At 72.0% G+C, this 25552-nt stretch carries 19 protein-coding genes; 10 read left to right on the top strand and 9 right to left on the bottom strand.

Annotated features, from left to right (window positions below):
• Positions 1 to 54 precede the first annotated feature (54 nt).
• Genes CGZ93_RS13515 through CGZ93_RS13530 form a run of 4 tightly spaced genes read right to left on the bottom strand, consistent with a single transcriptional unit; the run spans position 55 to position 5116 of the window.
• The gene (locus CGZ93_RS13515) at positions 55 to 2910 is read right to left on the bottom strand and encodes a UPF0182 family membrane protein (protein ID WP_229117448.1); all 2856 of its coding nucleotides are present in this window, start codon (positions 2908 to 2910) and stop codon (positions 55 to 57) included.
• A gap of 48 nt (positions 2911 to 2958) precedes the next feature.
• Positions 2959 to 3555, bottom strand: coding sequence for a PPA1309 family protein (locus tag CGZ93_RS13520; RefSeq protein WP_094364764.1), 597 nt, complete (start codon positions 3553 to 3555; stop codon positions 2959 to 2961).
• A 29-nt stretch (positions 3556 to 3584) separates the two neighbouring features.
• On the bottom strand, positions 3585 to 4682 hold the full coding sequence (locus tag CGZ93_RS13525; protein ID WP_229117449.1) for a YlbL family protein: 1098 nt from the start codon (positions 4680 to 4682) through the stop codon (positions 3585 to 3587).
• Positions 4679 to 5116 carry a molybdenum cofactor biosynthesis protein MoaE gene (locus CGZ93_RS13530; RefSeq protein WP_229117450.1) on the bottom strand — a complete coding sequence of 146 codons (438 nt, stop codon included), beginning with the start codon at positions 5114 to 5116 and terminating at the stop codon, positions 4679 to 4681. Before CGZ93_RS13530 ends, CGZ93_RS13525 begins: the two co-directional genes overlap by 4 nt.
• Positions 5117 to 5354: 238 nt before the next feature.
• Here CGZ93_RS13530 and CGZ93_RS13535 point away from each other — a divergent pair, with 238 nt between their 5' ends.
• Both CGZ93_RS13535 and CGZ93_RS13540 read left to right on the top strand, forming a co-directional pair.
• Positions 5355 to 6767, top strand: coding sequence for a zinc-dependent metalloprotease (locus CGZ93_RS13535; RefSeq protein ID WP_094364767.1), 1413 nt, complete (start codon positions 5355 to 5357; stop codon positions 6765 to 6767).
• Positions 6764 to 7366 (top strand): NUDIX domain-containing protein, encoded by a 603-nt coding sequence (locus tag CGZ93_RS13540; RefSeq protein WP_229117451.1) that lies wholly within the window; start codon positions 6764 to 6766, stop codon positions 7364 to 7366. The genes CGZ93_RS13535 and CGZ93_RS13540 overlap by 4 nt, the downstream gene beginning before the upstream one ends.
• Here CGZ93_RS13540 and CGZ93_RS13545 read toward each other — a convergent pair.
• Positions 7321 to 7902, bottom strand: coding sequence for a M48 metallopeptidase family protein (locus CGZ93_RS13545; RefSeq protein WP_094364668.1), 582 nt, complete (start codon positions 7900 to 7902; stop codon positions 7321 to 7323). The two genes, CGZ93_RS13540 and CGZ93_RS13545, sit on opposite strands and share 46 nt — an antisense overlap.
• Positions 7903 to 8334: 432 nt before the next feature.
• On the opposite strand from CGZ93_RS13545, the gene CGZ93_RS13550 reads away from it, so the two are divergent.
• From CGZ93_RS13550 to CGZ93_RS13565, 4 genes are all read left to right on the top strand, one after another.
• Complete coding sequence (locus CGZ93_RS13550) at positions 8335 to 8496, top strand: DUF5679 domain-containing protein (protein WP_094364669.1); 162 nt, start codon at positions 8335 to 8337, stop codon at positions 8494 to 8496.
• Positions 8497 to 8614: 118 nt separating this feature from the next.
• Complete coding sequence (locus CGZ93_RS13555; protein WP_141211215.1) at positions 8615 to 9574, top strand: hypothetical protein; 960 nt, start codon at positions 8615 to 8617, stop codon at positions 9572 to 9574.
• A gap of 27 nt (positions 9575 to 9601) precedes the next feature.
• Positions 9602 to 10954, top strand: coding sequence for an ABC1 kinase family protein (locus CGZ93_RS13560; RefSeq protein ID WP_094364671.1), 1353 nt, complete (start codon positions 9602 to 9604; stop codon positions 10952 to 10954).
• Positions 10947 to 11153, top strand: coding sequence for a hypothetical protein (locus CGZ93_RS13565; RefSeq protein ID WP_094364672.1), 207 nt, complete (start codon positions 10947 to 10949; stop codon positions 11151 to 11153). Before CGZ93_RS13560 ends, CGZ93_RS13565 begins: the two co-directional genes overlap by 8 nt.
• Before the next feature lie 33 nt (positions 11154 to 11186).
• Here the strand turns inward: CGZ93_RS13565 and CGZ93_RS13570 are convergent, their stop codons facing one another.
• Positions 11187 to 11525: a WhiB family transcriptional regulator gene (locus CGZ93_RS13570; RefSeq protein WP_094364673.1), complete on the bottom strand. Its 339-nt coding sequence runs from the start codon at positions 11523 to 11525 to the stop codon at positions 11187 to 11189.
• Positions 11526 to 12001: 476 nt separating this feature from the next.
• Positions 12002 to 14107, bottom strand: coding sequence for an ATP-dependent DNA helicase UvrD2 (locus tag CGZ93_RS13575; RefSeq protein WP_267489737.1), 2106 nt, complete (start codon positions 14105 to 14107; stop codon positions 12002 to 12004).
• A gap of 292 nt (positions 14108 to 14399) precedes the next feature.
• Between CGZ93_RS13575 and recC the strand changes: the two genes are divergently transcribed.
• The 4 genes from recC to CGZ93_RS13595 all read left to right on the top strand — a co-directional run bounded on the left by recC (position 14400) and on the right by CGZ93_RS13595 (position 23753).
• On the top strand, positions 14400 to 17762 hold the full coding sequence (recC, locus tag CGZ93_RS13580; RefSeq protein WP_094364675.1) for an exodeoxyribonuclease V subunit gamma: 3363 nt from the start codon (positions 14400 to 14402) through the stop codon (positions 17760 to 17762).
• Positions 17759 to 21145: a UvrD-helicase domain-containing protein gene (locus CGZ93_RS13585; protein WP_094364676.1), complete on the top strand. Its 3387-nt coding sequence runs from the start codon at positions 17759 to 17761 to the stop codon at positions 21143 to 21145. The genes recC and CGZ93_RS13585 overlap by 4 nt, the downstream gene beginning before the upstream one ends.
• Positions 21142 to 22983, top strand: a complete 1842-nt coding sequence (gene recD, locus CGZ93_RS13590) for an exodeoxyribonuclease V subunit alpha (RefSeq protein ID WP_094364677.1) — start codon at positions 21142 to 21144, stop codon at positions 22981 to 22983. Before CGZ93_RS13585 ends, recD begins: the two co-directional genes overlap by 4 nt.
• A gap of 254 nt (positions 22984 to 23237) precedes the next feature.
• Entirely contained in the window at positions 23238 to 23753 is a 516-nt protein-coding gene (locus CGZ93_RS13595) for a VOC family protein (RefSeq protein WP_176451765.1), read from the top strand.
• Positions 23754 to 23757: 4 nt separating this feature from the next.
• Here the strand turns inward: CGZ93_RS13595 and CGZ93_RS13600 are convergent, their stop codons facing one another.
• Together CGZ93_RS13600 and CGZ93_RS13605 are read right to left on the bottom strand one after the other, a co-directional pair.
• Positions 23758 to 24738, bottom strand: a complete 981-nt coding sequence (locus tag CGZ93_RS13600; protein WP_094364678.1) for an N-acetylmuramoyl-L-alanine amidase — start codon at positions 24736 to 24738, stop codon at positions 23758 to 23760.
• Positions 24738 to 25520, bottom strand: coding sequence for a hypothetical protein (locus tag CGZ93_RS13605; RefSeq protein WP_141211217.1), 783 nt, complete (start codon positions 25518 to 25520; stop codon positions 24738 to 24740). The genes CGZ93_RS13600 and CGZ93_RS13605 overlap by 1 nt, the downstream gene beginning before the upstream one ends.
• Positions 25521 to 25552 lie beyond the last annotated feature (32 nt).

Below are 25552 nucleotides of genomic sequence, written 5' to 3' on the forward strand. Positions count from 1 at the left end.
CACCGGCATCACGCGAGGTGACGTTCGACCCGCGAAGGGGGTGCCCGCGCAGCGTCAGTTGCCCATGGACTCGAGGGCTCGCTTGACGGCCGCCTGGGCCTCGTCGTTCTTCTTCTGGTAGGTGGCCAGGTCGCCGCGGCGCAGGGCCTCCCCGGCCGCTCCATAGGCGCGGTTGGCCTCGTCGAGGGCGGCCCGGACCGCCGGCAGATCCTGCGGGCGACTCCCGGTCGGCTGGCCGGGCGTGGTCGCACCCGCCTGCTCCCCGGTGGAGGCCCCCGCGTCGCCGGCGAACACCTGGTTCAGCGCGTCCTGCAGGGTCTCCCCGATCCCCACCCTCTCACCGAACCGCACGGTCACGAACGTGAGCACCGGATAGGACCCCTGCGCGTTGCCGCGCTGGGTATAGATCGGCTGGGCGTACAACAAGCCGCCGCCCAACGGCAGGGTGAGCAGGTTGCCATAGATCGCCTGCGCCGACCCTTGATCCCGCTGATAGGGCAGCAGCCGGCTCCGCACCGCCTCGTTGGTGGACATCGCGTTGAAGCTCAGGCTCGGGCCGTCGATCGGCGGGCCTTCCATCCGCAGGATCCGCATCCGGCCGAACTCCGGGCTCGACGCGTCCGCGTTCACCGCCATGTACGCCGCCAGGTTGTCCCGGCCGCGGGGCACGAACGATGACGTCTGCGAGAACACCGGATCCTTGTCCCCCGGCCAACGGATCGACAGCAGATACGGGTTCTCCTTCTGGTTGCTCTGTGACACCGGGTCGTTCGGCACCACCCACAGGTCGTTCTGCTGGAACCAGGCCAGCGGATCGGTCACGTGATAGCGCGTCAGCAGGTCCCGCTGCACCTTGAACAGGTCGTCGGGATAACGCAGGTGATCCAGCAGCGCCGGCGGAATCGTCGACCGATCCACCACCGCCCCCGGGAACGCCTTGCGCCAGGTCTTCAGGATCGGATCCGCCTCGTCCCAGGCGTACAACTTCACGGTGCCGTCATAGGCGTCCACCGTCGCCTTGACCGAGTTGCGCAGATAGTTCACCTGCGTGTCGGTCTGGCCGACATTGTTCTGCACCGTCTGGGTGTCCGCCGTGGTCTGCTGCAGCGACACCGAGCGGCTGTTCGGGTAGTTGTTCGTCGTGGTGTAACCGTCCACGATCCACAGGATCCGCCCATCCACCAGCGCCGGATAGGCGTTCGAGTCCACCGTCAGCCAGGGCGCCGCCGCCTGCACCCGCTGCTTCGGCGTCCGGTCGTAGATGATCCGCGACTGATCGTTCACCCGCCGCGACAGCACGATGTTCGCGTCGGCGAACCGGGTGGCATACATCAGCCTGGAGGCCCAGTTGCCGATCGGGACCCCACCCTTACCGTTGTAGGTGGTCTTGGTCTCCTGCCCGTCGGGGCCTCCGGTCGGGGTGTCGATCTCCAGCGGCACCGAGCCGGCGGGCGCCCCGACGATCGAGTATTCGCGGTGCTGCTCGCCGAAATAGATCCGCGGTTCCATCTCACTCAGCTTGCCGACCGGGGGCATGTCCTTGGCCAACCAGTCGGGCTCACCGCCCGGCTGACGACGGTTTCCGTACGCCGCCACCAGGCCGTAGCCGTGGGTGTAGGAGGTGCGCAGGTTGTTCCACGACTTGTCCGGCAATCCGGCCAGATCGAGCTCTCGCACCGCGACCACCGTGTCGGTCTCCTGACCGTCCAGGTTGTACCGGTCGACATCGAGCACGTTCGGGAACGAGTAGTAGTTGCGCAGCTGCTGCAGGCGCTCGAACGTCGGCCCGACCACCGCCGGGTCGATCAGCCGGATCCCGGGCAGGGCGTTGGCATCGGTGCGCAGCTGCCCTGCCGTCGCCGTGTTCGTGGCCTGATAGTCGGTCACCTCGGCCTTGTCCAGGCCGTACGCCGCCCGGGTGGCGGCGATGTGCTGCTGGATGTAGGGGCGCTCCTTGTCCGGCTCGTTCGGATTCACCTCCAGCGCCTGGACGCCGGCCGGATAGAGCATGCTCAGCACCACGCTTGCCACCACGCTCAACACCAGCGCCGCCACCGGCAGCATCCAACGCCGCAGATAGGCGTTGGCCAGGAACAGCAGCGCGCACAGGGCGGTGATCACCGCCACCACCATGGACGCGTTCACCCGGGCGTGGTCGTCGGTGTAGGACAGGCCGGTCAGCAACCGGTTGGTCGTGATCGGATAGGCGTACCGATCGAGGAATGCGTTCACCGCGAAACAGAGCACGGTCAGCCCGGCCAGCACCGAGAGATGGGCCTGCGCCTTGCCCGAGGTACGCCGACGCTCGGTCCGCGCCACTCGCAGCGCGCCCATCACGTAGTGCATCACCGCCGCGGCGATGGTGGAGAACACGAACAGGGTGGTCGCAAAACTCACCACGAACCGCCGCCACGGATAGTCGAAGACATAGAACGCCAGGTCGAGCCCGAAACGCGGATCGGTGACGCCGAACGGGGTCCGGTTGCGCCAGGCCAGGAAGGTGCTCAACTCGGTGGCCGCGGTCGCCCCGGCGAGCAGCGCGGTGACCAGCCCGAGACCGATCATCACCTGGACCAGCCGCGTCTCCATCGTCTCTCGATAGCGCTCCAGCAGCTCGCTGGCCATCGGACCGCTGCGGGTGGTGGGCCGCATCCGGTAGGCGAGTGCGGTGTTACCGACCACGGCCGCGGCCATCAGCAACCCGAACACCACGAACAGCCCGACCCGGCTCCAGAAGGTGGTCGCGAACACCTGGCTGAAACCGAGCGAATCGAACCACAGCTTGTCGGTCCAGATGTTGGTGAAAAGCACGAAGAGGAGCACCAGCACGGTGACCACGATCACGGTCATCAGCAGCGGGCTGCGCCTCCGGGGCCTGGCGGTGGCGGTCACGCCGGTGGTCTGGCTCACTGGTCCTCCTGCGTTCCTGCGTGTCCTCTGGCCCCGGGATGCCCCGGCTCAGGCAAGAGTAGCCGCGAGTACCTCGGCGACCCCCGGCGCGAGCTCCGCTCCGCCCAGAAGTTCATCGGGTTGTGATACCAACCGGGCCACCGCGTGGCGCGTACCGTCGCGCAGCACCCCCACGACCAGCCGCAACTCCTGGCGCTGTTCATGGGCCGCAACGTACGCCGCCGCCTCCTGCGGATCCTCCGGCAGGGTGCCCTCGTGACCGGCCGGGAGGAAGGTCCGCTCCAGCACCAGGGCACAGCCGTCGACGGTTTCCGGCCAGGCGATCCGCCCCAGGACCGCGGGCAGGTCGGTCTCGTCGGCGGCATCCGGCCCGGCGCCGCGCCCGTGTTCGTGCTCCCCCGCCCCGCGGAACCCGTCCTGCTCGATCGCGGTCAGCGCACCCGGTGGATGTCCCTCCGCGCTGCCGCGCAGCCCGAGGTGTTCGGCCAACTGCGGCTCCGCGGCCAGCAGGTCGTCGGTGGTGACCAGGGCGAACAGCCGGGCCGGCTGGTCCCAACCATCAGCACCCACGTGGTGCTCCAGCTCGATCAGCGAGGCGATCAGGGCGTCCCGGCGGTCTTCGGCGGGGGTCTGCTGGTCGGTCATGGTCTCCTTCGAGGTCACGGCGGTACGCCTCAGCAGCGCGGCACGCTGGCGGCGGTGGCGGGGTCGGCCGCGGCGCGCAGTCCGTCCACCGCCTCGGTGAGCGAGGCGGCCCGGATCAGGTTGAGCCTGGTCTGCAACCCGGTCAGGTCGCGGCAGTTGGCGGCGGGGACGATGAACACCGACGCCCCGGCCTCCTCGGCCCCGGCGATCTTCTCCTGGATGCCGCCGATCGGGCCGACGCTCCCGCTGGCGGTGATGGTGCCGGTCCCGGCCACCTCGCGGCCCTGCATCAGGTCGCCGGGGGTGATCCGGTCATAGATGCCGAGGGCGAACACCAACCCGGCGCTCGGACCGCCGATATCGGCGCTGACCCCGAAGTCGACCTGCGGCTCGTAGCGGTAGCCGATGCCGATGTCGACGCCGAGCACGGGGATCTTCGGCTCCCGCCGGCTCGGGGTGGTGGTGACGTCCACCCGCTGCTCCACCCGGTCGCGCAGCACCTGCAGCTTCACCACATCGCCGGGGCTGCGCCGCTGCACCACCCGGCGCACGTCATCGGGGGTGCGAACCGGTAGACCGTCCACCGACAGGAAGAGGTCCCCCGGGCGGAGTCGGCCGTTGGCCGGGCCGGAGACGGTCACCGCCGAGACCACCGCCATCTCGGTGACCGGCTGGTTCGCCGCCCGCAGCGCCGCCACCACGGCGTCCTGCTGGGAGGTGTCCATCATCTGGCGTTCCTCGGTGCGCACCTGCTCGCTGGTCTTCCCCCGCTCATAGACCGAGTCGCGCGGCAGCGCGTCGCGGCGCGGCAGCCAGTAGGCCAGGATCGCCTCGGGAAGACTGGTCGCCGCATCGGAGCGGGTCACCGAGACCGTGGTCATGTCGAGCTGCCCGGTCGTCGGATAGGTCGGCACGCCGGTGATGTCAAGGAGCGGACGCCCGTCCGCGCGGGTGCCGAGCACGTCATAGGCCCGGCCCTTGCTGTAGACGACGTAGGGCACCGGGACCAGGGCGATCAGCAGAGCCAGGATGACGAAGCACAGCGCCGAGGCGAGCGCCGCCCAGGTCTGGCGGGTCAGCGACAGCCGACGACGCCGCGGCGCTCCCGGCTCGACGCTCGAGGTCACGGCAGGCCCACCCACTCGGTCTGACCGTCGGTGAACTCCTGGGACTTCCAGATCGGGACCTGCCGCTTCAACGTGTCGATCAGGTCGCGGCAGGCCTTCAACGCCGGTCCCCGGTGGACAGCCCCGGCGGCCACGACGACCGCCAGCTCCCCCAGCGCCAGTTGTCCGACCCGGTGTTCGGTGGCCACGGCCAGCACGTCGTGGCGGGCGGCCACCTCCTCGGCGACCCGGGCAAGTTCGGCGGCCGCGCTCGGGTGGGCACTGTATTCCAGCGACACCACGCCGCGACCACCGTCGTCGATGTCGCGGACGATCCCCACGAAGATGCCCACCCCGCCGACCGACGGTCCACGGACCGCGTTCAGCACCCGGTCGACGCTGAGCGGGTCGGCGATGATCTCGGCCGACACGGCGGGAAGCTGGCTGGACTGCACGCCCCGAGGTTACCCGGGCCGACCATCCCGGTGCACCTGCGCAGGAAGTGGACAGCGTGACGGGGTTGGTCGGGTGCGGTTCAATGGATTCGGACAGGACCGCACCCGGTCCACCGCACAACGCAGATCGAGGAGTCGACGGATGGCCGATCACGACGACCGCGACAAGGGACCCGACAAGGAGCCAGATCCCGGTCAGAACCCGTTCGAAGCGTTGTTCTCCAGCCTGGGATTCGGCATGCCGGGCCAGCCCGGTCAACCGGGGCAGCCCGGTCAGGGCCCGCGGCCGGGCGGTCAACCGGACCTGCAGCAGATGATGCAGCAGGTGCAACAGCTGCTCTCCCAGTTCGGGATGGGCCAGATGGGCGGCATGGGCGGCCTGTTCGGCGCACCGGGCAACAACCCCGAGCAGGCCCGCTGGGAGCAGATCCGCGACGTCGCCCGCCGCACCGTCGCCGGCCAGGGCAGCGACCCCACCCCCGACCACGGCCGGCTCACCGCCTTGCGCGACGCGCTGCGGCTGGCCGACATGTGGCTGGACGAGACCACCGGCTTCGCCGGGACCGGCAAGGTGGCGGTGTGGAGCCGGGCCGAGTGGGTGGAGAACACGATGCCCACCTGGCGGCGGCTGATCGACCCGGTCGCCGAATCGATGTCGCAGGCGATGGCCGACTCGGTTGCCCCGGACAACGACAACACCGCCGAACAGGCCGGCCTGGCCGGGCTCGAGGCGATGCTGCGTCCGTGGCTCAAGTCCAGCGGAGCCACCATCTTCGGTCTCCAGGCAGGACAGGCCATCGGCACCCTCGCCACCTCGGTGGTGAGCGGCGCCGAGACCGGCCTGCCGCTGTCCGATGAGCACGCCGGGACCGTGGCCCTGGTGCCGACCAACGTGACCGGCTTCTCCGACGGGCTCGAACAGAGCGATCAGGACGTGCTGCTCTATCTGACCCTGCGCGAGTCCGCCCGGCAACGGTTGTTCACCGCCGTGCAGTGGCTCGGCCCGGCCCTGCTCGGGCTGGTCGAGGAGTACGCCCGCGGCATCACCATCGACCTGTCCTCGGTCGAGGACGCCGTCGGCGAGCTGGACATGAACGCGCTCAACCCCGAGATGCTCGGCGAGTTGAGCGAGAAGCTGCAGGGCAACCTGTTCGCACCGCGCCAGACCCCGCAGCAGAAGGTCGTGCTGGAGAAGTTGGAAACCCTGCTCGCGCTCTCCGAGGGCTGGGTCGACGAGATCGTCGGTCAGGCCACCGGCCGCTGGATGCCGAACAGTGTCGCGCTCGCCGAGGCGGTACGCCGCCGCCGCGCCACCGAGGGGCCGACCGAGGCCACCTTCGCCGCCCTGGTCGGGCTGGAGCTGCGACCGCGCCGGCTGCGCGACGCCGCCAACCTGTGGGCTGCCCTGCGCGAGGCCCGGGGAACCGAGGGCCGCGACGCGGTGTGGAAGCACCCGGACCTGCTGCCGACCGCGGCCGACCTGGACGACCCGCTGGGGTTCGTCGCCGGCGAGCGGGAGCAGGCGGCCGAGAAGCTCGAGGTGGACGACCTGGACGCCGAGCTGGAGAAGCTGCTGAACCAGGCCGAACGGGAGCGCAAGGCCGAGAAGGAGGAGCCCGGCGACGACGACGGCGACGGCTCCGCGCGGTGACCACGCTCGGGCGATCCTGCCGGGACGAGCTGACGGCGTACGCCCCCACCGACCCGGCGCAGGCCGGGCTGCGACAGCGGTTCCTGGACCACCTGGTGGCCCACCCGGACGACGGGTGGCTGCGCGAGTGCGCCGGCGCCCACCTGACGGCGAGCTCGCTCATCTGCTCCCCCGACGCCGCCGCCGTGCTGCTGGTGCACCACCGCAAGCTGGGTCGGTGGCTGCAGACCGGAGGCCACCTCGAGCCCGCCGATCCCGACCTGGCCGCGGCCGCCCTCCGCGAGGCGGCCGAGGAGAGCGGGCTGACCGACCTCCGGCTGCTGCCCGGCATCGTCCACCTGGACGCCCACCAGGTGCCCTGCGGGCCGATCCCACCCTGCTGGCACCTCGACGTGCGCCACCTGGTGGTGGCCGACCCGCGACAGCGCCCGCCGGGCAGCGCCGAGTCCACCGCCGTGGGCTGGTTCGCGGCCGACGAACTTCCGACCGCCGAGCCGTCGGTGACCGACCTGGTCACCGCCGCCCGAGTCGTGCTGTGTGAGTCTCGGGAGGGTCAGTCGCGGGAGGCTGCGCGACCGTCCACCCACCCGGCCAGATAACCCTTGGCCTCCTGGGTCCGCGGATAGGCGTCGAGCAGACGCCAGAACCGGGAGGTGTGGTCGCGCTCGGCCAGGTGCGTCAGCTCGTGCAGCAGCACGTAGTCGACGACCCAGCCTGGCATCGACTGCAGCCGGTCGGAGAGCCGGATGGTCGCCACGTCCGGCGTACACGAACCCCACCGGCTGTTCTGGTTGCCGACCCAGGTCACGCTCTGCGGCGGCCGGGTCACCTCCAGCTGCGGAGCCAGATAGCGCTGCTGCAGCTCCAGGGCACGGGTCAGCAGCTCTGAGGGCTGCCGTGGTCCCCGGACGCGGGCCTCCCGGGCCCGCACCTTCTGCACCATCTCGCTGACCCAGCGTGCCTCCTCGGCCCGCGACATCCGCGCCGGCAGCAGCACCACGATCCGGCCGTCCTCCCGGTAGGCCGAGACCGTGCGTCGGCGTCGGGCGCTGCGGCGCACCTCCACCGGTTCACCGGCAACCGTCAGCCCGCCATCGATGGGCACGCCGCGGGCCTGCAAGGGAACGCTCTCCATGACACCAAACTAACCCGCGGCGCTGACACTCCCCGAGCGTCCGCTCGATCCACAGCCGACCCCCAGTGGGAGGGTGTTCCGGCGCCTCGATCCACACCGCCCGGGCGGTGGTGCACAGGCCCTCCACAGAGTTGTCCACAGGCGGTGGAAACCTGGGCCTGGAACGGGTCCGGATCGGACTTGACGCGCAACCTCGCCAACCCCTACGTTCTTCCCACGAGGCCCTCAGATGGTCGACCCGCTCGCAGGGGAAGGCAAGCGGAGTTCGATTTCCTGGGGGCCTCTTCCCCTGCCCCGAGGCCGCTTCGTCACCCGGTCCCAGGAAGCCCCCGCGACACCCGGCAACCGGTCTCCCCCTGCGCCCCCGGGCGGACTACGCGTAGAGTCGGCGGACAGCGAACCAAACGCGACTCAGCCGACCAAGGAGGAAATGTGGCCGAAGAGACCTACGAGGGCGAGTTCTACTGTGTGAAGTGCAAGGAGAAGCGCAACGCCAAGGGCAACGTGGTGGTCAGCGAGAAGGGCACCCGGATGGCCAAGGGCAAGTGCCCCGAGTGCGGCACCAACCTGAACCGCATCCTGGGCAAGGCCTGATCCCTGAATCGCCGACCCGGTCCCGCCCACCAGCGGGGCCGGGTCGCTTCAATTCTTTCTGTGGACAACCCCGGGTCGGGCCTCCCGCCGCCCCCTCGGCTGGGGCAGGCTGGAGGGCATGTCCCCACCCAAGGTTCTGCACCCGCGTCCCGGCCGGACCCGTCCCGCGCGGACCCGTCCTGCTCGCCTCGATTCCACCGTCCCGGTGCTCGACCGCGGCGATTCGACCGTGCAACTCGGTCTCGAACCGGGCACCATCCTCGACCCGCCGGCCCCCGGCGACTGGCCGGCGGCCCTGCGGCTGCTCGACGGCCGCACGCCGTACGCCGAAGTATCGGCCCGTACCGGGGTCGCGGCCGCGGCGCTGACCGAGGTCGTCGACCAGCTCGGCCGGCTCGGCCTGCTGACACGCCCCGATTCCCCCGCCCCGCCCGGGGACCGAGTACGCCTGATCGGCGCCGGCGCGATCGGACTCGCGGTCGCTGAGGCGTACCTGCTCGCGGAAGCGGGCGAACTGCAGGTGGTGGACCCCGAACCACCCGACCATGCCCTCTATCCCGATGTGCGCCCGACCGCCGCCGAGAGCCTGACCGCCCACCTGCGGGCCCGCCGGCTGGGCCCGGTGCGGGTCGGCGCCCACTGGTACGACGAGCAGTCCGCCGGGCACGACCTGACCGTGGTGGCCAGCGACACCCTGGAGTGCGACCGGGCGCTCACCGACACCCTGCTCCGGCAGGACCGCGCGCACCTGCTGGTGCGGCCGCTGCCCGACGGGGTGCTGATCGGTCCGCTGGTGGTGCCCGGTCAGACCTGCTGCACCCGGTGCACCGACCTGGTGCGGCGCAGCGATCCCGCCTGGCCGCACCTGCTGGCCCAGCTCAGCCGACTCCGGGTACGTCCTGGTGGTGACCTGCTGGGTTGGGCGGCCGCGACCGTGGTGCAGCAGGTGCGGGCGTGGTCGATGACCGGGGCCGCCGAGACCCTTGGCGCCACCGTTGAACTGCGCCGCGACACGTGGACGCTGCAGCAGCGGCGCTGGCCACAACATCCCGACTGTGGGTGTGCCGGTTGGGACTGAGGTTGCCCGAGCGACGACAATGGGCCCATGGCGCGCACCCCTGATTCGGACCGGGAACCGGCTGAGGTCAACTCCTCGGCCCTGCATCGGGGTTCCCGGCTGTTGTCCCTGCCGCTGGGAGCGGCCGGGCGGGCGACCCGCGGACTGGGCCGGCGACTGGCCGGCAGCAGCGCCGATCAGGTGAGTTCGCAGCTGCGCGCCGAGTCGGCCGAACAGCTGTTCCGGGTGCTCGGTGAGCTCAAGGGTGGGGCGATGAAGTTCGGCCAGGTGCTCAGCCTGTTCGAGGTGATGCTGCCCGAGGACATCGCCGGTCCTTATGCGGTGCAGCTGAAGAAGTTGCAGGAGACCGCGCCGCCGATGCCCACCTCCCGGGTGCACGCGGTGCTGGCCCGGGAGCTCGGGCCGAACTGGCGGGAGCTGTTCAGCGACTTCTCCGCCCGGCCGGCGGCCGCGGCCTCGATCGGTCAGGTGCACCGGGCCGTGTGGAAGGCGACCGGGCAGCCGGTGGCGGTCAAGGTGCAGTATCCGGGGGCCGATCGGGCGCTGGAGTCGGACCTGAAACAGCTCGGCCGGCTGGTCTCGGTGATCGCTCCGCTGACCGGGGGCATCGAGGTGAAGCCGTTGGTCTCGGAGATCGCCGAGCGGATCCTCGAGGAGGCCGACTATGACCTCGAGGCCGCCAACCAGCAGCAGGCGGCCGAGGGGTTCGACGGGCACCCCGAGTTCTTCGTCCCGCGGGTCCTCGCGCAGACCGCGCGCAGCATGGTCAGCGAGTGGGTCGAGGGCGAGTCGCTGGGCTCGACGGTCGACGCTCCGGATGACGAGCGCAACGAGATCGGCCTCCGCTATGCGCGGTTCCTGTTCGCCGGCCCCTCCGAGGTGGGGTTGCTGCACGCCGATCCGCACCCGGGCAACTTCAAGGTGCTGCCCGACGGACGGCTGGGGGTGGTCGACTTCGGCCTGGTGCAGAAGCTGCCCGACGGGCTGCCCGCGTCGATGGGTCGACTGATGCGGATCGCCACCGAACGCGACGCCGAGCGGGTCACCGCCGGGCTCAAGGCCGAGGGATTCATCGCCCGCAACGCCCGCAACGTCAACCCCCAGGAGCTGCTCGACTATCTCAGCCCGTTCCTGGAGCCGGCCGCCAGCGAGGAGTTCCACTTCCACCGCGCCTGGATGCAGGCGGAGTTCAAGCGCGTCGGCGACTCCAAGGTGCACGGGTCGATCGTGCAGCAACTCAACCTGCCGCCGTCCTACGCCCTGATCCACCGGGTCTGGCTGGGCGGGATCGCAGTGCTCTCCCAGCTCGACGTGCGGGCCCGGTTCGCCGCCATCCTCGACGAATACCTGCCGGAGTGGAAGGCGTCCCCCGGTGCCTGACCCGGCCCCGGTCGCCTGCGCGAGCTGCGGGCGTACGCCGAGGGCGGACGAGGCCGGCGCGGCCGGTGCGCCGGGACGCGCACCGTTCACCTGGTCGCTGGAGACCGGTGACGGCCGGGTCAGCCACCGCTGTCCCGAGTGCACCCGCGGCAACGCCCGCAGCATCGAGGCGAAACTCGACGACCACTGGTGGGAGTGAGCCCGCCCCCAACCGGGGGCGGGCTCACTGCGCTCAGGCGGCCGCGGTGTCCCGCTTGGCCGCCACGACCGGCTGCCGCACGGCGGCGGGTGCCTGCGGGACCACCGGCAGCGGGTTCTTCCGGGGCCGGCCGCGGGGCCGCTTGCGGGCGACCACGACGCCATTGACGAACAGCTCGCCACCCCACACCCCGCACGCCTCGCGCCGCTCCAGCGCCCCGGCCAGGCACTGGGCCCTGATCGGGCACTCGGCGCACAGCGTCTTGGCGTACTCGATCTCGGCCGGCAGCTCGGCGAAGAACACGTCGGGGTCGACGAGGTGGCACGGCAGCCCGGTCGCCGTGACGAGGTACTCGTCGGTGATCGCGTTCATGGGTGGTTCCTCCCTGGTGGTGTTTGCCTGGATCGGGCCGGGAAACACGAAGGCCGTGAATCCCGGTACTGGATTCACGGCCTCGGAGGCTGCGGGAGGAGCTACCCGCGTCTGCTGAGGGGGCGTGGCACCAGTGGGGTGCGCTTGGCGGTCAGGTGGGCAAAATTGGTGACCGTTGCGGACACCTTCATCGAGGTTTCCGCGTAGGGACGAGCATCCGTGGGGGCAGCCCACATCGCCGGTCGGGTCACGACGCTCACACCGCACATCTTGAGCTCTGCGTTCATGTCGTTCCCCTCCTCTCGATCTGGCTGCCGGCACGGCCTTTCCGCGCACGCACCTGCGTCACACAGGCAGGGATCACACTACGGACACCACGGTTCAGGGCGCAACCGATTTATTGCACCGATCGCGCGGGCGCTCGACCGGGCGCCCTGGGGCGTACGAACTTTCCTGTGTCAGCAGGAAATTCGCCGCTAGTCGGATTCCGGATCCGCGCCCGACGCGGATCCGCGGAGAATCTCCAGCACGGCATCGCCATAGCGGTCCACCTTGGTCCGCCCGATCCCGCTGATCGCGAGCAGGCCCCGTTCGTCGTCCGGGGTCGATTCGGCGATGGCGAGCAGGGTGGCGTCGGTGAAGATGCAGTACGCCGGCAGCTTCTGCTCCTTCGCCTCACCGGTGCGCCACTGCTTGAGCGCCGCCAGGAGGTCCTCGTCGTAGGTCGACTCGCAGGTCTCGTGCCGGCCGAGCTTGCGTTGTACGCCGGTGTCGAGGGTGCCTTCGCAGACGCGGCAGCGGGCGGTCTGCTGGCTGCCGCGACGCCGTTGGGCGGCGGCCGGTCGCTGCGGCCGGGGGCCCTCACTGCCGGCCGGGCGTACGCCGTCGAGGAAGCGGGAAGGGTTGCGGTGCCCGCCGCCGCCGCTGCGGCTGTGCGACCACGAGATGCGCAGGTGCTCACGGGCCCGGGTGACCGCCACATAGAGCAGTCGCCGCTCCTCGGCGATCGCCTGGTCGGTGGTGGCCAGCACGAACGGCAGGATTCCTTCGTGGGCGCCGACGACGGCCACCGCATCCCACTCCAGGCCCTTGGCGGAGTGGATCGTGCCGAGGGTGACCCCCTGGGCGACCGGGGCGTGCTGGGCGGCGGCGCGGCGTTCCAGCTCGTCGACCACCGCGTCCAGGGTCGTGTAGGGGTCGGCGGCGACCAGATCGTCGGCGACCGACGCCAGCGCGGCCAGCGACTCCCAGCGCTCCCGGGTGGTGCCGCCGCCGGTCGGCGCCTCAGGGGTCCAGCCGATCCCGGACAGGATCGCGCGCACCTGCTCCCCCACCGCCAGCCCGTCGGAATCGGTGCGGGTCGAGGTGCGCAGCACCCCCATCGCCTGGCGCACCTCGGGACGTTCGTAGAACCGCTCGGCGCCCCGCACCAGATAGGGGATGTCGCGGTCGGACAGCGCCTGCTCATAGGCCGGGGACTGGGCGTTGATCCGGAACAGGATCGCCATCTCGCGATAGGCGATTCCCTTCTGGTGCAGGGATTTCAGCCAATCGGCCACGGCGGCGGCCTCGCTCGCCTCGTCGGGGGCGGCGACGAACAGCGGCGCCGGGCCGGCCGGCCGTTGGGCCTGCAGGGTGACCGCCCCCATCGCCTGGCCGCGGGCCCGGCTCATGATCGCATTGGCGGTGCCGACCACCTGCGGGGTGGAGCGATAGTCGCGGACCAGGCGTACCACCGTCGCCTCGGGGTGCCGCTTCGGGAAGCCGGTCAGATAGTCGGCGCGGGCGCCGGCGAAGGAGTGGATCGTCTGCGCCGGGTCGCCGACCACGCACACCTCGGCCCGCTCCCCCAACCACAGCTCGAGCAGCCGCTGCTGCAGCGGGGACACGTCCTGATATTCGTCGACGACCAGGTGGCGATAGGTACGCCGGACCTCCTCGGCCACCTCGGGGTGGTCGGTGAGCAGGGCGGTGGTGCACAGCAGGATGTCCTCGAAGTCGATCCGGCCGCGGTTGCGCTTGGCCTCCTCATAGCCGGCGAACACCCGCGCGACGGTCTCGGGCTCCACCGAGGCCAGCTCACGGCCCAGACTGCGCGCGATCGCCGGATAGTCGGCGGCCTGCACGTTGGACACCTTCGCCCAGCCGATCTCCCCGACCAGGTCGCGCAGGATGCCGGTGTCCACACCGACCCGCAGCCGGCCAGCGGCCTCGGCCACCAGCGACATCCGGTTGTCCAGGATCTGCGGCAGTTCCCCGCCCATCGTCCGCGGCCAGAAATATTGCGCCTGCCGCAGCGCGGCGGAGTGGAAGGTGCGCGCCTGGACCCCGGAGACGCCGAGCTGCTGCAGCCGACCGCGCAGCTCGCCGGCGGCGCGGGTGGTGAAGGTGACCGCCAGCACCGTGGTCGGCGCATAGGCTCCGGTGCGCACCCCGTAGGCGATCCGGTGGGTGATCGCCCGGGTCTTGCCGGTGCCGGCACCGGCGATCACCGCGACCGGGCCGGTGAGCGCCATGGCCACCTGCCGCTGCTCGGGGTCGAGGGCATCCAGCAGGGCCTCGGGATCGGATGGTGGCAACACGCCCCACAGGTTAGTCCGCCCGGCCGACAATCCCCCGCGGCAACTGCCGGGCGGCATCGAGCAACTCGATCTGCGACAACGCACCCTCGGGGGTGAACGAGCGGATCAGCTCCACCCCCGCCCTTCCGCGTTCTTCACCAGGCGTGTCACGTGGGAGGGGTCGACGTCACCGAAGTTGAACGGCGGCGTTGGCGCGCTCGTCCCACTGGAACTCCGCTCGCACGACTCCGACCCGCATGTCTCACATCGTGCCACGATGACTGTCAGCGGCCCTCGTTAGAGTGATTCCACGATGACCGAAGACGCCCAGCCGACCCTCCTCGAGGCTCCCACCGCAACGCCGGCGACAGGCCTCGTCGTGCACCGCTGCTCGCGAGCCGATCGGCTCGCCGAAGGATTGGCCGAGGTGCTCGCCCGTCCGCTGCCGGACCCGTTCGCGACCGAGATCGTCTGCGTACCCGCCCCCGGGGTGGAGCGTTGGCTCTCCCAGACCCTGTCCATGCAGTTGGGCGCCAGCGCCGGACAGCACGACGGGGTGTGCGCCGGGATCGACTTCGCCCGCTTCGACCCGCTGCTGGAGCGAGTCGTCGGGCAGGCGCTCGGCATCGACCCGGCCGACGACCCGTGGCGTGGTGACCGTACGGTCTGGGCCCTGCTGCGGGCCGCGGAGGCCGGGCGCGGGGAGCCCTGGTTCGCCGGGCTGCGGGTGAGCTTCGGGGAACAGGCCCGGCACCGGTTCCAGACCGCCCGTCGGGTGGTACGCCTGTTCCGCAGCTATGCGGTGCAGCGGCCCGAGCTGGTGAACGCCTGGACTGCCGGCGCCAACACCGGCCCGGGCGGGGCCCCGCTGGAGCCGTTCTCGGTGTGGCAACCGGAGCTGTGGCGGCGCTGGTGTGCCGAGGTGGGCGCCCCGCATCCCGCCCAGCGGGTGGCCCTGGCCGCGGACCGGTTGGCCGCCGCCCCCGAGCTGGCCGAGCTGCCCGAGCGGTTGTCGGTGTTCGGCCCGACCCGGCTCAACCCGGCCCAGCGCACCCTGCTGCGAGCCCTCGCCCTGCACCGCGAGGTGCACCTGTTCCTGCCGCACCCCTCCCCCGCGCTGTGGCGCGAGCTGGCCGCCGATCCGACCGCGCCGGGTCCGCGGGCGAGCGATCCGACCGCCGATCTGCCCGGCAGTCGGCTGCTGGCCCGGCTCGGCCGGGACACCCGCGAGCTGCAGACGACCCTGTCCCCGTTGGATTTCCGGGACGATCCCCGGCCCGAACCGGGCCGTCCCGACACCCTGCTGGGCCGGTTGCAGCGCTCGGTGGTGGACAACCTCGACCCGGCCACCGAGCCGAGCCTTCGGCGTACCCTCGCCGCCGACGACCGCTCGGTGCACTTCCACTCCTGCCACGGACCCGACCGGCAGGTGGAGGTGCTGCGCGAGGTGGTGCTCGGTCTGCTCGCCGACGATCCGACCCTGGAGCCGCGCGACATCATCGTGATGTGCCCCGACATCGAGACGTTCGCCCCGTTGATCCAGGCGACCTTCGGCCTGGACGGGGTCGAGTCCGACCAGCCGCACCCGGGCCAGCAGCTTCGGGTACGCCTGGCCGACCGGGCGCTGCGGCAGGTCAACCCGCTGCTCGGCACCCTGTCCCGGCTGCTCGAGCTCCCGGTCGGCCGCAGCGGCGCCTCCACCCTGCTCGACCTGTGCGCCGATCCGGCCGTACGCCGCCGCTTCTCCTTCACCGACAGCGATCTGGAGCGGTTGCACGACCTGGTCCCCGCCGCCGGGGTGCGCTGGGGACTGGACGCCGAACACCGGCGGCCGTTCAAGATGCACCTGTTCCCGCACAACACCTGGCAGACCGGGCTGCGCCGGATGCTGCTCGGGGTGGCGCTGAGTGAGGACGGCCAGCCCTATCGGGACACCGTCTCCCCGCTCGACGACATCGACTCCAGTGACGTCGACCTGGTCGGGCGCCTGGTCGAGTTCTGGTCCCGACTGGTCCGGGTGGTCGACTCGTTCACCGACCCGAAGCCCCTGGCCGAGTGGCTCACCGCCTGCCGGGACGCGTTGACCGAGCTGACCGAGGTGCCGCCCGGCGAACGCTGGCAAATGGCCCACGCGTGGACCGAGTTCGCCCGGTTGGCCGAGGACACGGGCCCACCGGAGTCGGCGGGTGACACCGTGGCGACTGGGGACACCGTGCTCACCCCCGCGGAGGTGCGCGGGATGCTCGCCGACGCCTTCGCCGGACGGCCCTCGCGGGCCAACTTCCGGACCGGGGCGCTCACCCTGTGCACGATGACCCCGATGCGGACCGTCCCGCACCGGGTGGTCTGCCTGCTCGGCCTCGACGACGGGGTGTTCCCCCGCCGGACCCACCCCGACGGGGACGACCTGCTCGCCGGTGAGCCCTGGGTCGGTGACCGGGACCCGCGCAGCGAGGACCGCCAGGTGCTGCTGGACGCGGTGCTGTCGGCGACCGAGCGACTGCTGGTGGTGCACTCCGGCGCCAGCCCGCAGACCGGGGAGCCGCGGCCGCTGAGCGTGCCGCTGACCGAACTGCGCGACGCCCTCACCGAGTTGCTCAGCGACCCCGCCGACGCGCACCGGCTGGTCTCCCGGCATTCGCTGCAACCCTTTGCCAGCAGCAACTTCACGCTGCCCGGTCCGTTCAGTTTCGACGCCAGCATGCGCGCCGCCGCGCTGGCGAGCGCGACCGCCGGCACCAGCGAGCCGACGGTGCCGGAGGTCGGTGAACTGCCCGACCTGCCCGAGCTGAGCGGCGACCACGTCGAGGTCCCACTTGCCGACCTGCAGGCGTTCTTCGCCCACCCCGCCCGCGCGTTCCTGCGCCGCCGCGCCGGGCTGTCCAGCCTGACCGAGGACGCCGCCGCGCTGGATGAGATCCCGCTGGCGCTGGACGGGCTGCAGCAGTGGCAGATCGGTGAGCGGATGCTGCGCGCCCACCTGGCCGGAGCGCCGATGGACGCGCTGCGGATGCCCGAGGTCCTGCGCGGCGGACTGCCGCCGTTCGAGCTCGGCAACCGCGCCCTGGACTCCCTGGCGGAGCAGGTGGTGGCGATCGCGCGGGTCGCCCGGCAGCACCTGGTCGGTCCCGCGGAGAGCCGTTGGGTCGACGTCGATCTGGGACGCTGGCGGCTGACCGGCCTGGTCCCGGGGGTGCACGGCGGGCAGGCCGTCGAGGTGAACTTCTCGGCGGTGAAGGGGCGGCACCGGTTGCGCGCCTGGCTCACCCTGCTCGCGCTCAAGTGCAGTCACCCCGAGACCGATTGGCGCAGCACGGTCGTGGGCCGGCGCGGACACAGCATCAGCCTGGGACCGATCTCGGAGTCCGACGCGCGCGCCCGGCTGAACGAACTGCTGATCCTCCACGCCCAGGGTCTGCGGCGCTGGCTGCCGGCCCCACCGAACACCGCGGCGGCCCACGTGGAGTCCACCCTGCGCGGCGGCAGCCCGGAAGGGGTGAACCGGAGCTGGGAGTTCGAGCACGACAACGCCTGGGGGTTCTTCGTCGGCTCCCAGCTGGCGGAGCTGCGGGCGGTGCCGAGCACCCCTGAGGACCGCACCAGGCTGCGCTCCCGGTTCGAGGCGATCGCGTTCCGGGTGTGGGAGCCGTTGCTGGCCGCGGAGGTGTCCCGGTGAGCCCGTTCGAAACCCCGCAGCCGGCGTCCTTCGACCTGTCCGGCCCGTTGCCCGACGGTGGTACCTGGGTGCTGGAAGCGTCCGCCGGCACCGGCAAGACGTTCACCATCGCCACCCTGGCGGTGCGTTACGTCGCGGCCGGCGTACCCCTGTCGGCGCTGATGATGGTCACCTTCACCCGGGCCGCCACCCAGGAGCTGCGGGCCCGGATCCGGGCTCGGCTCGCCGACGCCGAAGCGGGGCTGCGCGCCCAGTTGGCCGGGGTGGAGCGCGATCCGGATCCGCTGGTCGACCTGCTCTGCCACGGGAGCGACGACGAGTTGGCCGAGCGCCTGCGCCGGATCGGGCGGGCTCTGGCCGACTTCGACGCCGCCACCATCGCCACCACCCACGAGTTCTGTGGCCGGATGCTGGACGGGCTCGGCGTGCTGGACGACTCAGACCCGGGCGTACGCCAGGTCGAGGAGGTGCCGGAACTGGTGCGTGAGGCGGCGGCGGACCTGTGGCTGCGCAAATATGCCCGCGACGGGCTGCCCGAGCTGAACTGGGAGGAGGCGCACCAGATCGCCCGGTTGTCCGCCGAGTTCGACGGGGACCTGGCCCCCGACAGCGACGCGACGACGACGCTGCGCCGGTTCGTCAGGGCCCTGCTGCAGGAGCTCGCCACCCGCAAACGGGACCGCGGCCTGCGCACCTTCCACGACCTGCTCACCGCCCTGCGCGACGTGCTGGATCCCGAGCGCCACGGCCCGCTCGCCGAGGAGGTCGCCCGGCGGCTGTCGGCCCGGTTCACCCACGTGCTGATCGACGAGTTCCAGGACACCGACCCGGTGCAGTGGCAGGTCGTGCGGCGGGCCTTCCTGGGCCGCTCCACGGTGATCCTGATCGGCGACCCGAAGCAGGCGATCTATTCCTTCCGCGGCGCCGATGTGCACGCCTATCTCGAGGCGGTCAGTGCCGAGGACGTCCGATTCCACACCCTGGCGAAGAATTACCGCACCGACCCCGAGCTGCTGAGCGCGCTCGGCACCCTGCTCGGCGGGGCCCAGCTCGGCGACCCGAGGATCCTGGTCCGGCCCGTCGACGCGCACCACCGGCGGGCCCGGCTGACCAACCTGGCCGACGGCCAGGACGCCGCACTCCGACTCCGGGTGGCCGCCATCCCGCCGGCCAACGAACGCGGCCCGCAGGTCCGCACCCTGCGCCCGCTGATCATCGACGACCTGGTCTCCGACCTCAGCGCCCTGCTCCAGTCCGGGGCGATGATCGAGCTCGACGGTGAACCCCGGCCGCTGCGCGCCGACGACATCGCGGTGCTGGTCAAACGCAACGAGACCGCCGAGGACATCCGGCACGCCCTGCAGCAGGTGGGCATTCCGGTGGTGAACGCCGGCGCCAGCTCGGTCTACCTCACCCAGGAGGCGGCCGACTGGTTGACCCTGCTCGGGGCGCTGGAACAGCCCCGTCCGCAGACGATCCGCCGGGTCGCCCTGAGCAGCTTCGTCGGCTGGTCGTTGGCCGAGTTGGCCGAGGCCACCGAGGCGGCGCTGAACGACCTGTCCACCCGCGTCCGGCAGTGGTCCCGAGTGCTCGCCCGGCACGGGGTGGCCGCGCTGATGGAGGCGCTGAACGCCGGCACCCCCGAGCATCCGGGGCTCGCGGCCCGGCTGCTCACCCAGTCCGGCGGGGAGCGGCGGTTGACCGACCTGCGCCACATCGGACAGGCCCTGCACGCCGCGCGCACCCGCAACCAGCTCGGGGTGACCGCCCTCGCGGAGTGGCTCGCCGAGCGTCGCGAGGAGGAGTCCGGCGACGACGAACGCACCCGCCGGCTGGACACCGACGCCGAGGCGGTCCAGGTGATGACGGTGCACCGCGCCAAGGGCCTGGAGTTCCCCATCGTCTATCTGCCCGACCAGTGGGACCGCTTCCTTTCCCAACCGCACAAGGACCTCCGCCCGTTCACCTACCACCAGGACGCCCGGCGTACCCTGTTCCTTCCCGCCCGCGCCCCTGAGCGTCCGGCCGCGTTCGCCCAGCACCGCGCCGAGGGCGCCGGGGAGGACCTGCGTCTGCTCTACGTCGCGCTCACCCGGGCCCAGTGCCAGGTCGTGGTCTGGTACGCCTACCACCACAGCAACTCCCCGCACGGGGCGCTCACCCGGATGCTGTTCCGCGACGGGGCAGCCGAACCGGCCGAGCACTATCCACAGCGCACCCACCCGCGGGAGCTGCCCCGGCTGCGGCACCCGCACATCCGGGTGCAGGACCTGGCCCCGCTGCACAGCCCGTTCCCGGCCCGGGTCCCCGAGGACCCCGAGTCCCTGCAGGTACGCCGGTTCGACCGGGTCACCGACCTGGAGTGGCGCCGCACCTCCTATTCGGGATTGACCGCGGCCGCGCACGACCAGGCGTACGCCGGCGCCGGCGCCTCGCCCGAGGGGTCCGAGCTCGACGACGAACTGGCCGCCGTCGGCGACGAGCTGGAGGTGGATCCGGGGGCGAGCGCGGCCACCCCTGTGCCCGGGCTGGACTCCCCTTCTCCGATGGCCGGGCTGCCGCGGGGGGCGGACTTCGGCACGATGGTGCACACCGTTTATGAGGGCTTCGACCCGGGGGCCAGCGATCTGACCGCGGAGCTGTCCGCGGTGGCCGCCCGGACCCTGCTCCGGCTGCCCACCGGCGAGCTGACCGCCGGCGAACTCGCCGACGCGCTGCTGCCGGCGATCCTCACCCCGTTGGGGCCGATCGCCGACGACCTGCGGTTGTGCGACATCCCCGCCCGGGACCGGTTGCCCGAGCTCGACTTCGAATATCCCCTGGCCGGTGGCGACCGCCCCACCGGCCGGGTCCGGCTGCGGGAGGTGGCGGAGTTGTTGCGCCAGCACCTGCCGGCCGGGGACCCGCTGGCGCGCTACGCCGACCGTCTCGAGGCCCCCGAGCTGGACGAGCAGGTGCTGCGCGGCTTCCTGGTCGGCTCGATCGACGCCGTGCTGCGAATCCCTGCCAGGCGAGGGGATCTGGGACATCGCTATCTGGTGGTCGACTACAAGACCAACTGGCTCGGCCCGCTCGCGCCGGGCTCGGAGCTGCTGCTCGGGCACTACACGCCCGCCGCGATGGCCGAGGCGATGATGACGGCGCACTATCCGCTGCAGGCGCTGCTGTACTGCGTGGCGCTGCACCGCTACCTGCGTTGGCGCCAGCCCGGTTATCGACCGGAGACCCACCTGGGTGGGGTGGCGTACCTGTTCGTCCGTGGGATGGCCGGAGCGGACACCCCGGTCGTGGACCAGCTGCCGTGCGGGGTGTTCAGCTGGTGGCCGCCGGCGGCGCTGGTGGTCGCCCTGTCCGACCTGGTCGGCGGCGAGGTGACCCGATGACGAGTGACCTGTTGGACAGCTTCACCGAATCCGGGTTGCTCGGCCCGGCCGACGTGCACACCGCGACCCTGCTCGGTGAGTTGTGGGCCGAGCCCGACGAGCGGGTACGCCTGGCCGCGGCCCTGGCGGTGCGGGCGTTGCGCGCCGGGTCGGTGTGTGTCGAGGTGCCGCGGCTCGCCGAGATCGTGCTGGACGCCGAGGACGCGCCCGACACCGCCGACCTGCCCTGGCCGGATCCGCAGGCGTGGCTGGCCGCGCTGACCACCTCCGAGCTGGTCCAGGTCGGGACCGCCCCCAGCCCCGGGGGCGACCAGACCCGCCCGCTGCGGCTGGTCGGGGACCTGCTCTATCTGGAACGGTACTGGCTGCAGGAGGAGGCCGTGCGCGGCGAACTGCTCGCCCGCAGCGGCGCCAGCGAGCCGCCGGTGCCGCCGGAGCGGCTGAGCCGGTTGCTGGACGAGCTGTTCGACGGCGCCGGGCTCGCCGCCGACGAACCTGATCAGCAACGGCTGGCCGCCACGATGGCGGCCCTCACCCCGCTGACGGTGATCGCCGGGGGCCCGGGCACCGGCAAGACGACCACCGTGGCCCGGGTGCTCGGGCTGCTCGCGACCATCTCCCCGACGCCACCCTCGATCGCCCTGGCCGCGCCCACCGGCAAGGCCGCGGCCCGGCTCGAGGAGGCGGTCCGCGGGGCGCTGGGAGATCTGGGCGGCGGCTGGCCGGAGCGGGTCGGCACCGTGCGGGCGCGCACCCTGCACAAGCTGCTCGGCTGGCTGCCCGGACAGCGGACGCGGTTTCGGCACGACCGCGACAACCCGTTGCCCTACGACATCGTCGTGGTGGACGAGCTGTCGATGGTGTCGCTGACGCTGATGGCGCGGCTGCTGGAGGCACTGCGACCGCAGGCGCGGGTGGTGCTGGTCGGCGACCCGGACCAGCTCACCTCCGTGGAGGCCGGCGCCGTGCTCGCCGACATCACCCGGGCTCCACTGCCGGTCGGTGAGCCGCTGGCCGACCGGCTCGCCGAGCTCGCCCCGCCCGGCCGCCCGGCGGCCACCCCCACCTCCGGGCAGGTGGTCACCCTGCAGCACACCTGGCGCTTCGACGGGGGCATCGACACCCTGGCCCGCGCCATCCGGGCCGGTGACGACGAGGCCGCGCTGACGGTGCTGCGATCCTCGGCGCAGGAACTGTCCTTCACCGAGGCCGACCTCGGCCAGCCGGGGGCGGATTCGCTGGAATCCCTGCGCCGCAAGGCGGTTTCGGCCGGTCGCGGGCTGCACGCGGCGGCGCTCGCCGGTGACGTCGACGGGTCGCTGCGAGCGCTCGATCAGCACCGGGTGCTGTGCGCGCACCGCCGGGGTCCGTTCGGGGTGGCCCACTGGGAACGCCAGGTCGAGCAGTGGCTGCGTGAGGCCCTGCCGGGTTACGGGGTCGAGGGCGACTGGTATCCAGGCCTGCCGTTGATGGTCACCGCCAACGACCCCGACGCCGGGTTGTACAACGGTGACACCGGCGTGCTGGTGAACACCGCCCACGGGTTGCGGGCCGCCTTCGCGCGGGGTGGGGAGCCGATGCTGTTCTCCACCATCCAGCTGGATGCGGTGGTACCGGTGCATGCGATGACGGTGCACAAGTCCCAGGGCAGCCAGTTCCAGGCCCTGTCGCTGGTGCTGCCCCCGCCGGAATCCCCGCTGCTGACCCGCGAGCTGCTCTACACCGCAGTCACCCGCGCCAGCGCCCACGTGGAGGTGATCGGTCAGGCCGATTCGGTACGCCGCGCCATCCAGCGTCCGGCCAACCGCGCCTCCGGCCTCGGTCAGCGCTGGTCCTGACGCGCCTGTACCGCCCGCATCATCCAGCGAACCCCTGCTGCCATGGCTCGCGCCATCCGGCGAACCTATGCGCTTCCCGGTCGCCATCCAGCGAACCCTGTCCCCATCGGTCGACCCCTGCAGGGATCGCTGAGTGGCCACACAGTTCGCTGGATGGCGGCTGGGGGACCCTCGCGCAAGATCGGAGAAGCGTACGCCCCACGGTGCGGCCTAGCCTGATGGCGTACGCCGCGCCGCCGAGCAAGGAGCCCGCCATGACCGAATCCCGCGACTCGTCCGAATCACCCAGCCTGCCCACCGCCTTCACCTGCCTCTGGTTCAACGGCCGGATCAACGAGGCGGCCGACTTCTACACCAGCCTGATCCCCGGGTCGCGGATCCTGTCATCGTCGGCCTATCCAGAGGGGCATGAGTTTCCCGGTGATTTCACCGAGCCGGACGCGCTGATCATCGACCTCGCGATCGCCGGTACCCGCTATCAGCTGCTCAACGGTGGGCCGATGTTCCCGCAGACCGAGGCCGCCTCCATCGTGCTGCTGGTCGACGGCCAGGCCGAGGTCGACCGGGTCTGGGACGCGCTGGTCTCCGGCGGCGGTCAGGAGTCCCAGTGCGGCTGGTGCAAGGACCGGTTCGGGGTGTCCTGGCAGATCGTGCCCCGGCAGTACGAGGCGCTGATGTCCGGACCGCACGCCGGCGCCGTCGCCCGCGCGCTGCAGCAGATGCGCAAGATTGACCTGGCCACCCTCGAGGCCGCGGCCCAGGCGGGCTGACCGCTCACTCCCGGGGGGTACGCCGCAGGTGCAGCCCGGCCGCGACCGCGCCGGCGCTCACCCCCACCGCGGCGACCGCCCCGGCGGCCAGCGCGACCGGGGACACCCCCGACTCGGGTTCGGCGGGGCCGGCCGCGGCCGCGGGCGGCGGGCCGGGCGGGCGTACCGTCACGGGCTTGGTGGTCCAACCGCCCTCCGGGGTGGGTGCCGCCGTGGCCGACGGAGTCGCCGACGCACTCGGGGTGGCCGCCCGCGGGGTGCCCCCTCCCGGGGCCGGCGTCGGAACGGTGCCGAGCAGCCGACGCGCCTCGGGCAGCAGCCGCGAGCGGATCAGCGGATAGAGCGCGTCACCGGGGCAGGCCGTCTGCGACATGTCCCTGTGCCCGGCGATCGGGTCGGTGCTGACCACCCGCCCCGCGGGCCAGCGGTTCGACCCCCGGGAGGTGAACCGGATGCTCGGACCGGCGCCCAGGTCGATCCGATAGCGACCCGCCAACCACGCCAGCAACCGGGTCATCGAGGCCATCGCCGCCTCGGTGGGCGGCTGGGTGGCGTGGTCGCCGATGAAGCAGGCCAGTTGGGCGAACCCCTGGGAGCCACCGGTCGCGTCCCCCATCACCGGACCCGCCAGGCTGCCGGCCCGTCCCTCCCAGATGTCACCGAACCGGTCCACGAAGAAGTTGTACGCCACATCGGGCCACCCCTTCTCGACCGAGGTGTGGAACGTGAAGAACCCGCGCAGCCGCTGCGGGGTGCCGCCGGCGCGGTCGGTGTTCGGGCTCTCCGAGTGGTGCACCAGCAGGAAGCGCACGTCGCCGGGCTGCTCCGAGCGCATCGGCCGCAACGGGGTGAGCCCGCCGGCCCACTCCGACCGGGGGCGGATCGGCGGCGGCGCGACCTCCGCGCGCGCCGGCTGGGCCAGCCCGGCGGCCAGCGCCGCACCCACCGAGCTGCCGAGCAACGCCCGCCGACTCAGCGGCGCCATCAACCGACCTGTCGGGGATAGCACTGACCACCGACCGCCCGGCCGAAGGAACCGCACACCGCGGCGGCCTGATCCCGACTGCTCCGCCCGGTCACGGCCAGCGCCCAATAGCCGGCGTTGAGGCCGGCGATCCGATCGCTGTCCACCACCTGCACCGCCGCCGAACCGCGCAGCGCATTCGCCCGGGCCCGCGCCTCCGACTCCGCGTGCTGGCTCTTCGGCAGCGAATCCAGCACGGTGATCCAGCTGCCCGACGGCAGGCTGGTGACCGCCGAGCTCGACGGGGTGGGGCTGGGGGTGGGCGCCGAGCTGGTGCTTGCGGCGCTCGCGGCAGTGGTCTGCGACGCGCTCGAGGTGGTGCTCACCACCGGTGCCGTCGGCACGACCGGGGCACTGCTGGACACCGCTACGCCGCCGCTTCCGGAGCCGCGACCGGTCAGGTCGATCAGGGCCCGATAGATCCCGCCGAGCAGTGCCGCGACAAGCAGGCCGAGCACCAGCAACTGGGCGACGAAGGCGATCCCGAACGCCTTCCAGTAGCGCCCGGCGCCGTGGCCCAGCTCCTGGGCGCGGGCCCCGGCCAGCGCGGCCGGGATCATTCCGAACAGGCCCAGGAAGAGGGTGACCACGACCGTCGGCCAACGGGCCGGCAGGATCGCCGACGCCGGGCCGGGCGCCGGTCCGGGAGGAGCTGCCGGTGGGCCCTGCTGATAGCCGCCGAGTTGGTCCGGCCGCACCCACTGCGGTCGACCGTCCCAGTCAGATCCTGGCTGCGTGCTCATCGTCCCCCCGATGGTTGCCGCTGTGCGACCAA

The organism is Enemella dayhoffiae (assembly GCF_002250625.1).
In the GTDB taxonomy this organism is placed as follows: Bacteria; Actinomycetota; Actinomycetes; order Propionibacteriales; family Propionibacteriaceae; genus Enemella; species Enemella dayhoffiae.

Coding starts and splice junctions, on each gene's coding strand:
- CGZ93_RS13520 (WP_094364764.1), bottom strand. CDS start 3,555: ATGACCGACCAGCAGACCCCCGCCGAAGACCGCCGGGACGCCCTGATC.
- CGZ93_RS13535 (WP_094364767.1), top strand. CDS start 5,355: ATGCCGGGCCAGCCCGGTCAACCGGGGCAGCCCGGTCAGGGCCCGCGG.
- CGZ93_RS13545 (WP_094364668.1), bottom strand. CDS start 7,902: ATGGAGAGCGTTCCCTTGCAGGCCCGCGGCGTGCCCATCGATGGCGGG.
- CGZ93_RS13555 (WP_141211215.1), top strand. CDS start 8,615: ATGTCCCCACCCAAGGTTCTGCACCCGCGTCCCGGCCGGACCCGTCCC.
- CGZ93_RS13560 (WP_094364671.1), top strand. CDS start 9,602: ATGGCGCGCACCCCTGATTCGGACCGGGAACCGGCTGAGGTCAACTCC.
- CGZ93_RS13570 (WP_094364673.1), bottom strand. CDS start 11,525: ATGAACGCGATCACCGACGAGTACCTCGTCACGGCGACCGGGCTGCCG.
- recC (WP_094364675.1), top strand. CDS start 14,400: ATGACCGAAGACGCCCAGCCGACCCTCCTCGAGGCTCCCACCGCAACG.
- recD (WP_094364677.1), top strand. CDS start 21,142: ATGACGAGTGACCTGTTGGACAGCTTCACCGAATCCGGGTTGCTCGGC.
- CGZ93_RS13595 (WP_176451765.1), top strand. CDS start 23,238: ATGACCGAATCCCGCGACTCGTCCGAATCACCCAGCCTGCCCACCGCC.
- CGZ93_RS13600 (WP_094364678.1), bottom strand. CDS start 24,738: ATGGCGCCGCTGAGTCGGCGGGCGTTGCTCGGCAGCTCGGTGGGTGCG.
- CGZ93_RS13605 (WP_141211217.1), bottom strand. CDS start 25,520: ATGAGCACGCAGCCAGGATCTGACTGGGACGGTCGACCGCAGTGGGTG.